8 protein-coding genes are annotated in these 8,614 nt (G+C 73.6%); 6 read left to right on the top strand and 2 right to left on the bottom strand.

Annotated elements, in window-relative coordinates; genetic code table 11:
* Positions 1-39: 39 nt before the first annotated feature.
* Positions 40-1,167: a DUF5937 family protein gene (locus FNH08_RS37080; RefSeq protein ID WP_152775925.1), complete on the bottom strand. Its 1,128-nt coding sequence runs from the start codon at positions 1,165-1,167 to the stop codon at positions 40-42.
* 235 nt (positions 1,168-1,402) lie between these two features.
* On the opposite strand from FNH08_RS37080, the gene FNH08_RS37075 reads away from it, so the two are divergent.
* Positions 1,403-1,627: a hypothetical protein gene (locus FNH08_RS37075; RefSeq protein ID WP_322726106.1), complete on the top strand. Its 225-nt coding sequence runs from the start codon at positions 1,403-1,405 to the stop codon at positions 1,625-1,627.
* Here FNH08_RS37075 and FNH08_RS37070 read toward each other — a convergent pair.
* The gene (locus FNH08_RS37070; protein ID WP_407704523.1) at positions 1,602-2,807 is read right to left on the bottom strand and encodes a threonine aldolase family protein; all 1,206 of its coding nucleotides are present in this window, start codon (positions 2,805-2,807) and stop codon (positions 1,602-1,604) included. The two genes, FNH08_RS37075 and FNH08_RS37070, sit on opposite strands and share 26 nt — an antisense overlap.
* Positions 2,808-2,946: 139 nt before the next feature.
* Here FNH08_RS37070 and FNH08_RS37065 point away from each other — a divergent pair, with 139 nt between their 5' ends.
* Genes FNH08_RS37065 through FNH08_RS37045 form a run of 5 tightly spaced genes read left to right on the top strand, consistent with a single transcriptional unit; the run spans position 2,947 to position 8,564 of the window.
* Complete coding sequence (locus tag FNH08_RS37065) at positions 2,947-3,885, top strand: Rossmann-like and DUF2520 domain-containing protein (protein ID WP_322726105.1); 939 nt, start codon at positions 2,947-2,949, stop codon at positions 3,883-3,885.
* A gap of 28 nt (positions 3,886-3,913) precedes the next feature.
* Entirely contained in the window at positions 3,914-4,915 is a 1,002-nt protein-coding gene (gene panC / locus FNH08_RS37060) for a pantoate--beta-alanine ligase (RefSeq protein ID WP_152775922.1), read from the top strand.
* 41 nt (positions 4,916-4,956) lie between these two features.
* Positions 4,957-6,756, top strand: a complete 1,800-nt coding sequence (locus tag FNH08_RS37055; RefSeq protein ID WP_407704524.1) for an L-aspartate oxidase — start codon at positions 4,957-4,959, stop codon at positions 6,754-6,756.
* A 5-nt stretch (positions 6,757-6,761) separates the two neighbouring features.
* Positions 6,762-7,751: a carboxylating nicotinate-nucleotide diphosphorylase gene (gene nadC / locus FNH08_RS37050; protein WP_322726103.1), complete on the top strand. Its 990-nt coding sequence runs from the start codon at positions 6,762-6,764 to the stop codon at positions 7,749-7,751.
* A gap of 15 nt (positions 7,752-7,766) precedes the next feature.
* The gene (locus FNH08_RS37045) at positions 7,767-8,564 is read left to right on the top strand and encodes a type III pantothenate kinase (RefSeq protein WP_152775921.1); all 798 of its coding nucleotides are present in this window, start codon (positions 7,767-7,769) and stop codon (positions 8,562-8,564) included.
* Positions 8,565-8,614: the final 50 nt, after the last annotated feature.

The following is an 8,614-nucleotide window of genomic DNA, read 5'->3' as shown; positions in this document are numbered from 1 at the left end:
GGCAGGGCTGAGCCCTCACAGGGCGGTGGCCGCCCGGCCCTACCTGAGGATGCCCTCCAGGAAGTCGCTTCCCAGTCGCGCGACCACCGTGACGTCCAGCTGGTGGAGCACGTAGCGGCCGCGGCGGCGCGTCGTGATCAGCCCCGCCTTCTTCAGGACGGCGAGGTGCCGGGACACCTCGGGCGCGCTCAGGTCGTTGGCGTGGGCCAGCTCGCCCGTCGTGTACGGCGCCCTGGCTATGTTCCGGCACAGACGCAGGCGTATGGGGTGGGCGAGGGCTTCGAGGCGCAGCTTGAGCACCTCCACGGAGGCGGGTCTCGCCTGCTCGGGTCCCGCGACCGGGTAGAGCACGGCGGGGCGCCAGCCCGAGGCGTGCAGCACCAGCAGGTGCGGCCAGGTGTGGTGCGAGGGCACGAAGGTGACGCCGGGCCCGACCTCGGGGTCCACGGCGGTCGTGCCGCCGTGGGAGAGCTTGTCGGCCTCGATGCGCGTGGCGCCCGCTTCGGTCCCGGTCAGGGAGAGCGCGGCCGAGACCGCCGTGAGCGCCTCCTCCAGGCCCTTGTGGCGCAGGATCTCGGTCTTGTGGCGGGCGTCGGCGGCCAGGTGGACCCGCACCCGGCGCCAGGTGTCCGCGAAGAACGCCTCGTCGCAGTCCTCCAACAGGCGCCGCACCCATGCCCGTACGGTCGTGGGGTCGGCCAGCAGGCGTTGCGTGAAGCCGAGTTGCTCGGGGCCGCGGCTCGCCGCCAGGTCCAGCGCCACGTCGTGCCGGGCCCGGTCGACGAGGGGTGAGGGCAACGCGGCCGCGTACTGGGAGCCGCAGCTGAACTCCAGGGCCGCCGCGACGAACTGCTCGTCGCTCAGCCGGTCCAGGAGGTCCAGGTCCTCGGTGAGCGTCCCCCCGGGGTGGCCGTCGCGCTCCGGCAGGGCGGCGAACGGCATGAAGATGTCCGAGAACGTGTTCCGCCACAGGAAGTCCGCCTGGGTCAGGCGGTCGGCCAGGTCCGGCTTGAGCGCGGCCGTGGTGGCCGTCACCCAGCCCTGCATACCGGGATGGTGGCCCGGCTCGGCGAGCGCGTGCAGCGCGACGGCCAACTCGGCCAGCGGCGACGGCTCGAAGACGATCCGCTCGGCCGGCAGCCCTGTGATGTCGATACTCACGCCCATGCGGCCATGGTGCACCCCACCACTGACAACGCGCCGTCGATTGACGACGGCAGTCAATCGACGCGACGCACCCCAACGGCCGGGCGCAGCCTGGGCGGACCGGGCGACCCGGGCGGACCGGGCGAGAAGCCCGACCGCCGCGGACCAACGGCCGGCCTTCCCGGAGCTGTTTCTGTCCGAGACGAGCCACTACGGGCTCGTCCCCCCCGTCCCCGTCCCCGAGAGGCGGTACGTCGTGAGCGTCACCGAGCAGTACATCCTTGACACCTACCGAGCCCAGCGCCTCGGCGAGCCCGCCCCTCCCGCGCCGGGTGTGCGCGACTGGGAGGTCGTGCGGGAGCTGCGCGACCACCGGAGGTTCCGCGCGGTCGTGGCGGGCCGCCCGGCACGCGGACGCGTACGGTCCGTGCTGGCCCGGCTCCTGCGCACGCGCCCTACCCCAGGTCCCCGTCCTCGGTGACCTCCCGGAGCCGGGCCACGAACTGAGTCGCCGCCTCCTTCACGTCCTCGGCCGTCCACTCCAGCCCGGCCGCCCGCACGGCGACCTCGGTGTACGACAGCCCCGGCCCGCCCGGGTCCCAGACACTGGCGAACAGGAGGGTCCCCGTCTGCTCGCCCTGCCGGATCGCGGCCTCGGAGAGGACATCGGCGTCGTACGGCAGCCAGACCTGGAACTCGTGGGTGTGCGGCTCCTCGGGGTGGACGCGCGCCCAGGGCACCCCGGCCGCCGCGAACCCCTCGCGGAGCGCCGCGGCGACCACGCGCGCGTGGGTCACGTAGTCCGGCAGCCGGGGCAGCTCCCGCTCCAGCCCGGCCAGCGCCGACAGCGCCGTGGGGAACTGCTGGAAGACCTGGCCGCCGTACCGGTGCCGCCACGCCTTCGCCTCGTCGGCGAGCCACCGCGGGCCCGCGACCGCCGCGCCGCCGAAGCCGCCGAGCGACTTGTAGAGCGACACGTAGACGCTGTCCGCGAGGTCCGCGATCTCCTCCAGGGGCCGGCCGAAGTGGACGGTGGTCTCCCACAGTCGGGCCCCGTCGAAGTGCACCACCGCGTCACGCTCGCGGGCGGCGGCCACGACCTCGGAGAGCTCCTCCCAGGTGGGCAGCACGAAACCGGCGTCCCTGAGGGGCAGTTCGAGCATCAGCGAACCGAAGGGCTCCTCGAAATCGCGCACCTCGTCGGCGGTCGGCAGCCGCGGCTCGCGCGTCACCTGTACCGGACGCAGCCCGCTGACCTCGCTGAACGCCTTCCGTTCGTGCACCTCGGGGTGGGCCAGCGCGTGCAGGGCCACGGCCGGGTTGCCGGTGCGGGCCGCGAGTACGCGCAGCGCCACCTGCTGGGCCATCGTGCCCGTCGGGAAGAAGACGGCGGCCTCCTTGCCGAGCAGCCCGGCGACCCGCTCCTCCAGGGCCTCGACGATGCCGTTGCCGTAGATGTCCGCCGACTCGTCCAGGTCGTACAGCCCCGGTGCCTCCTCCTGCAGCAGCGCCAGCCGCTCCCGGATCGTCCCCAGGAACGCCGGGCGCGACAGCGCCCGTTCCGCCGCCCGGAGAGCTGCCTTCCGCCGCGCGTACCGCCGCAGGGCCGGTGACTTGGGGGTCTCTGTCTCTGCCGCCGTCTCTTTCGCCGTGTCAGTCACCCCCGGATGATGTCGCACGCACGACGTGTGGAAACCCACAGCCTGTGGACAACCGAACGCCCCTCGAACCAATCGCGTTAACATGACGAGAAATCGTCCGGTACCCACGAGCGGACTGGAACGGGAAGGCCACCAGCGAGTGACGACATTCCAGCAGCCAGACCCCAAGGACCGCCCCGCGCGGCTCACCGTGGGCGTCGTCGGAGCGGGCCGTGTCGGGCCCGCGCTGGCGGCGTCGCTGCAGCTCGCGGGGCATCGCCCGGTGGCCGTCTCCGGGGTCTCCGACGCCTCGCGACGACGGGCCGCGGCGCTGCTGCCGGACGTGCCGCTGGTGCCCCCGGCCGACGTCCTGGACCGCGCCGAGCTGGTGCTGCTGACCGTGCCGGACGACGCCCTGCCGGGGCTCGTGGAGGGGCTCGCCGAGACCGGGGCCGTCCGGCCGGGGCAACTGCTCGTGCACACCTCCGGGCGGTACGGCGCGGGTGTGCTGGACCCCGCGCTGCGGGCCGGGGCGCTGCCGCTGGCGCTGCACCCGGCGATGACGTTCACCGGCACCCCCGTGGACGTGCAGCGGCTCGCCGGATGCTCGTTCGGGGTCACCGCGCCCGAGGAGCTGCGGCTGGCCGCCGAGGCGCTGGTCATCGAGATGGGCGGCGAGCCCGAGTGGATCGCCGAGTCCGCCCGGCCGCTGTACCACGCGGCGCTCGCCCTGGGCGCCAACCACCTGGTGACCCTGGTCGCGCAGTCCATGGAACTACTGCGCACGGCGGGCGTCGAGGCCCCCGACCGCATGCTCGGGCCGCTGCTGGGCGCCGCCCTCGACAACGCCCTGCGCTCCGGCGACGCGGCCCTCACCGGCCCCGTCGCGCGCGGCGACGCGGGCACGGTAGCCGCGCACGTCGCCGAGTTGCGCGAGCACGCCCCGCAGGCCGTCGCCGGCTACCTGGCGATGGCGCGCGCGACAGCCGACCGCGCGCTCGCCCACGGCCTGCTCAAGCCGGAACTCGCCGAGGACCTCCTCGGGGTACTCGCCGACGGGACCGGCACCGGCACCGGCACCGAAGGGGACGCCCGATGACGCGTACGCCCGGGAACGGAGACGCCCGATGACCGCCACGCTGCTGCGCACCGCCGAGGAACTGCACGCACGCGCGCGTGTGGGCCGCCGTGCCGTCGTGATGACCATGGGCGCGCTGCACGAGGGTCACGCCACGCTGATCCGCACCGCGCGCGGCATCGCGGGCCGGGACGGCGAGGTGGTGGTCACCGTCTTCGTGAACCCCCTGCAGTTCGGCAAGGGCGAGGACCTCGACCGCTATCCGCGCACCCTCGACGCGGACCTGAAGATCGCCGAACAGTCGGGCGCCGACGCCGTGTTCGCACCCTCCGGGGACGAGGTCTACCCCGGCGGCGAACCCCAGGTGCGGATCTCCGCGGGCCCCATGGGAGAGCGCCTGGAGGGTGCCTCGCGGCCCGGGCACTTCGACGGCATGCTCACCGTCGTCGCCAAGCTGCTGCACCTCACCCGGCCCGACGTGGCCCTCTACGGGCAGAAGGACGCCCAGCAGCTCGCCCTGATCCGCCGCATGGTGCGCGACCTGAACTTCGGCGTGGAGATCGTCGGCGTGCCGACCGTCCGCGAGGAGGACGGCCTGGCCCTGTCCAGCCGCAACCGCTACCTGTCCGCCCCCGAGCGCCGTACGGCCCTCGCGCTCTCGCAGGCCCTGTTCGCGGGCCGCGACCGGCATGCCGCCCAGGAGGCGCTGCGCGCGCGGGCCCGGGAGGTGCCCGCGTCACGCGCGCGTGCGGAGGCCCTCAGCGCCCTCGGCGAGTCCCGCGCCGCCGCCGACGCGCACGCCGTCGCGAAGGTCGCCCCCACCACCACCTCGGGTTCGGCCGACGTCCGCTCGGCCGCCCGCCTCGTCCTCGACGACGCCGCACGCATGAAGCCGCCGCTGGAACTCGACTACCTGGCCCTGGTCGACCCTGCCGACTTCACCGAGATCTCCGACGGCTTCACCGGTGAAGCCGTACTCGCCGTCGCCGCCCGGGTCGGGACGACCCGGCTGATCGACAATCTCCCCCTCACCTTCGGAGCCGCCTCGTGACCGACACAGGCACGAACACCACAGGGACGACCAACACGGGCATACGGACGACCAACACGGGCATACGCCTGCACGCCCCCGCTCCCGGCTGGTCCATCACCGCGGACGTCGTGGTCGTCGGCTCCGGAGTCGCCGGCCTGACCGCGGCCCTGCGCTGCGAGGCCGCCGGCCTGCGCACCGTCGTCGTCACCAAGGCCCGCCTCGACGACGGCTCCACCCGCTGGGCGCAGGGCGGCATCGCGGCGGCTCTCGGCGAGGGCGACACCCCCGAGCAGCACCTCGACGACACACTGGTCGCGGGCGCGGGCCTGTGCGACGAGGACGCCGTCCGCCTCCTCGTCACCGAGGGCCCCGACGCCGTACGCCGGCTGATCGAGACGGGAGCGCGGTTCGACGAGTCCTCCGAAGGAGGACTGGAGCTGACCCGCGAGGGCGGCCACCACCGCCGCCGCATCGCCCACGCGGGTGGCGACGCGACCGGCGCGGAGATCTCCCGGGCCCTCGTCGAGGCCGTCAGCGAAGCGATGCCGTCGGGCACACGCGCGCGGGGACTGCGCACCATCGAGAACGCGCTCGTCCTGGACCTCCTCACCGACGCCGACGGCCGCACCGCGGGCGTGACCCTGCACGTCATGGGCGAGGGCCAGCACGACGGCGTCGGCGCGGTGCACGCGCCCGCCGTGGTCCTCGCGACCGGAGGCATGGGCCAGGTCTTCTCGGCGACGACCAACCCGTCCGTGTCCACGGGCGACGGCGTCGCGCTCGCCCTGCGCGCGGGCGCCGAGGTCAGCGACCTGGAGTTCGTGCAGTTCCACCCCACGGTGCTCTTCCTCGGTCCGGACGCGGAGGGCCAGCAGCCGCTGGTCTCCGAGGCCGTACGCGGCGAGGGCGCCCACCTGGTCGACGCGGACGGAACGCGCTTCATGGTCGGGCAGCACGAGCTGGCCGAACTCGCCCCCCGGGACATCGTCGCCAAGGGCATCATGCGCCGTATGCAGGAGCAGGGCGCCGAGCACATGTACCTGGACGCCCGGCACTTCGGCGCCGACATGTGGGAGCACCGCTTCCCGACGATCCTCGCCGCCTGCCGCGCGAACGGCATCGACCCGGTCACCGAGCCCGTCCCGGTCGCCCCCGCCGCCCACTACGCCTCCGGGGGCGTCCGCACCGACTCCCACGGCCGGACGACCGTGCCGGGCCTGTACGCGTGCGGGGAGGTCGCCTGCACGGGCGTCCACGGCGCCAACCGGCTCGCCTCCAACTCCCTCCTGGAGGGCCTGGTCTACGCCGAGCGCATCGCCGCCGACATCGTCGCGAGCCACGCGGAGAACGGCCTCCACGCGCGCGTGCCGCAGCCCGTCCCGTACCGGGAGAAGCCCGAGCACCCGCTGCTGGAGCCGGACGCACGGTTCGCGATCCAGCGGATCATGTCGGAGGGCGCGGGCGTCCTGAGGTCGGCGGCGTCCCTGGCGGCCGCGGCCGCCGCCCTCGACCAGCTGCGCACCGCGGCGCGCGACGCCCTCGACGAGAACGGCAAGACGGCCGAGCCCGGCGTCGACACCTGGGAGAGCACCAACCTCCTGTGCGTGGCCCGCGTCCTGGTCGCCGCCGCCCGGCTGCGCGAGGAGACCCGCGGCTGCCACTGGCGCGAGGACCACGCCGACCGCGACGACACCCACTGGCGCCGCCACATCGTCGTACGGCTGAATCCCGACCGCACACTGGCCCTACGGACCACGGACACCCCAGACTTCCCCCCTACCGTCCCCCGGACGCTCGACCTCGCTCGAGCCGGGGGCACCCCCACGCACCGGCCCGAGCGCCTTCCCCAGGAGCAGTGACAGTAGTGAGCACCCCCGACCTTCCCCTCGCCCAGAGCGGCGGCTGCGGCGACGGCTGCGCCTGCGGCATGGACCCCGACGCGGACGCGCTGGAGACCTACATGGAGTGCGGTCTCGACCCCGCGCTCGCCGAGCTCCTCGCCGACGCCGGGCTCGACCCCCTGGAGGTCGAGGACATCGCCAACGTGGCGATCCAGGAGGACCTCGACAACGGCGTCGACGTCACCACCGTCGCCACCATCCCCGAGGAAGCCCGCGCCACCGCCGACTTCACCGCGCGCGAGGCCGGCGTCGTGGCGGGCCTGAGGGTCGCCGAGGCGGTCATCTCGGTGGTGTGCACGGACGAGTTCGAGGTCGAGCGCCACGTGGACGACGGCGACCGGGTGGAGGCGGGAGCGAAGCTCCTGTCGGTCACGACCCGAACCCGCGACCTCCTCACGGCCGAGCGCAGCGCACTGAACCTGCTGTGCCGTCTGTCGGGCATCGCGACGGCCACGCGCGCGTGGGCGGACGTTCTGGAGGGCACGAAGGCGAAGGTCAGGGACACCAGGAAGACCACCCCGGGGCTGAGGGCGCTGGAGAAGTTCGCGGTGCGCTGCGGCGGGGGAGTCAACCACCGCATGTCGCTGTCGGACGCGGCCCTCGTCAAGGACAACCACGTGGTCGCCGCCGGTGGCGTCGCGCAGGCGTTCAAGGCCGTCCGGGAGGAGTTCCCGGACGTGCCGATCGAGGTCGAGGTCGACACCCTGCACCAGCTGCGCGAGGTCCTGGACGCGGGCGCGGACCTGATCCTGCTGGACAACTTCACGCCCATCGAGTGCGAGGAGGCGGTGGCCCTCGTGGCCGGCCGCGCGATGCTGGAGGCGTCGGGCCGGCTCACGCTGGACAACGCGAAGGCGTACGCGGACACGGGCGTCGACTACCTGGCGGTGGGGGCCCTCACGCACTCCTCGCCCATCCTGGACATCGGCCTGGACCTGCGAGCGGCGGAGTAGGAGCGGGTACGGGCCATGCTGCTGACGATCGACGTAGGCAACACGCACACCGTTCTCGGTCTGTTCGACGGCGAGGACATCGTCGAACACTGGCGCATCTCCACGGACGCGCGCCGCACCGCCGACGAGCTGGCGGTCCTCCTCCAGGGCCTCATGGGGATGCATCCCCTCCTCGGGGAGGAACTGGGCGACGGCATCGACGGGATCGCCATCTGCTCGACGGTGCCGTCCGTGCTGCACGAGCTGCGCGAGGTGACGCGCCGGTACTACGGCGACGTGCCCGCGGTGCTGGTCGAGCCCGGCATCAAGACCGGCGTGCCGATCCTCATGGACAACCCCAAGGAGGTCGGCGCGGACCGCATCATCAACGCGGTGGCCGCCGTCGAGCTCTACGGCGGGCCGGCGATCGTGGTCGACTTCGGTACGGCGACGACGTTCGACGCGGTGTCCGCGCGCGGGGAGTACGCGGGTGGGGTGATCGCGCCGGGCATCGAGATCTCGGTGGAGGCGCTCGGTGTGCGTGGCGCGCAACTCCGCAAGATCGAGCTGGCGCGGCCGCGTGCGGTGATCGGCAAGAACACGGTCGAGGCCATGCAGGCCGGCATCGTCTACGGGTTCGCCGGGCAGGTGGACGGTGTGGTCGGCCGTATGGCCCGCGAGCTGGCGGAGGATCCGGAGGATGTCACGGTCATCGCCACGGGTGGGCTCGCGCCCATGGTTCTGGGCGAGTCATCCGTGATCGACGAACACGAGCCGTGGCTGACGTTGATCGGGTTGCGGCTGGTGTACGAGCGGAACGTGTCGCGCATGTGACCGCCGGACGGGGTGCGCGGGGATTGTTCTCGCCCCCGCCGCCCCTACCC

The sequence above is a fragment of the Streptomyces spongiae genome, assembly GCF_009377185.1.
Lineage (GTDB): Bacteria > Actinomycetota > Actinomycetes > Streptomycetales > Streptomycetaceae > Streptomyces > Streptomyces spongiae.
Note: the sequence above shows the minus strand (reverse complement) of the source record. Positions and strands in the feature narration are given on the sequence as shown.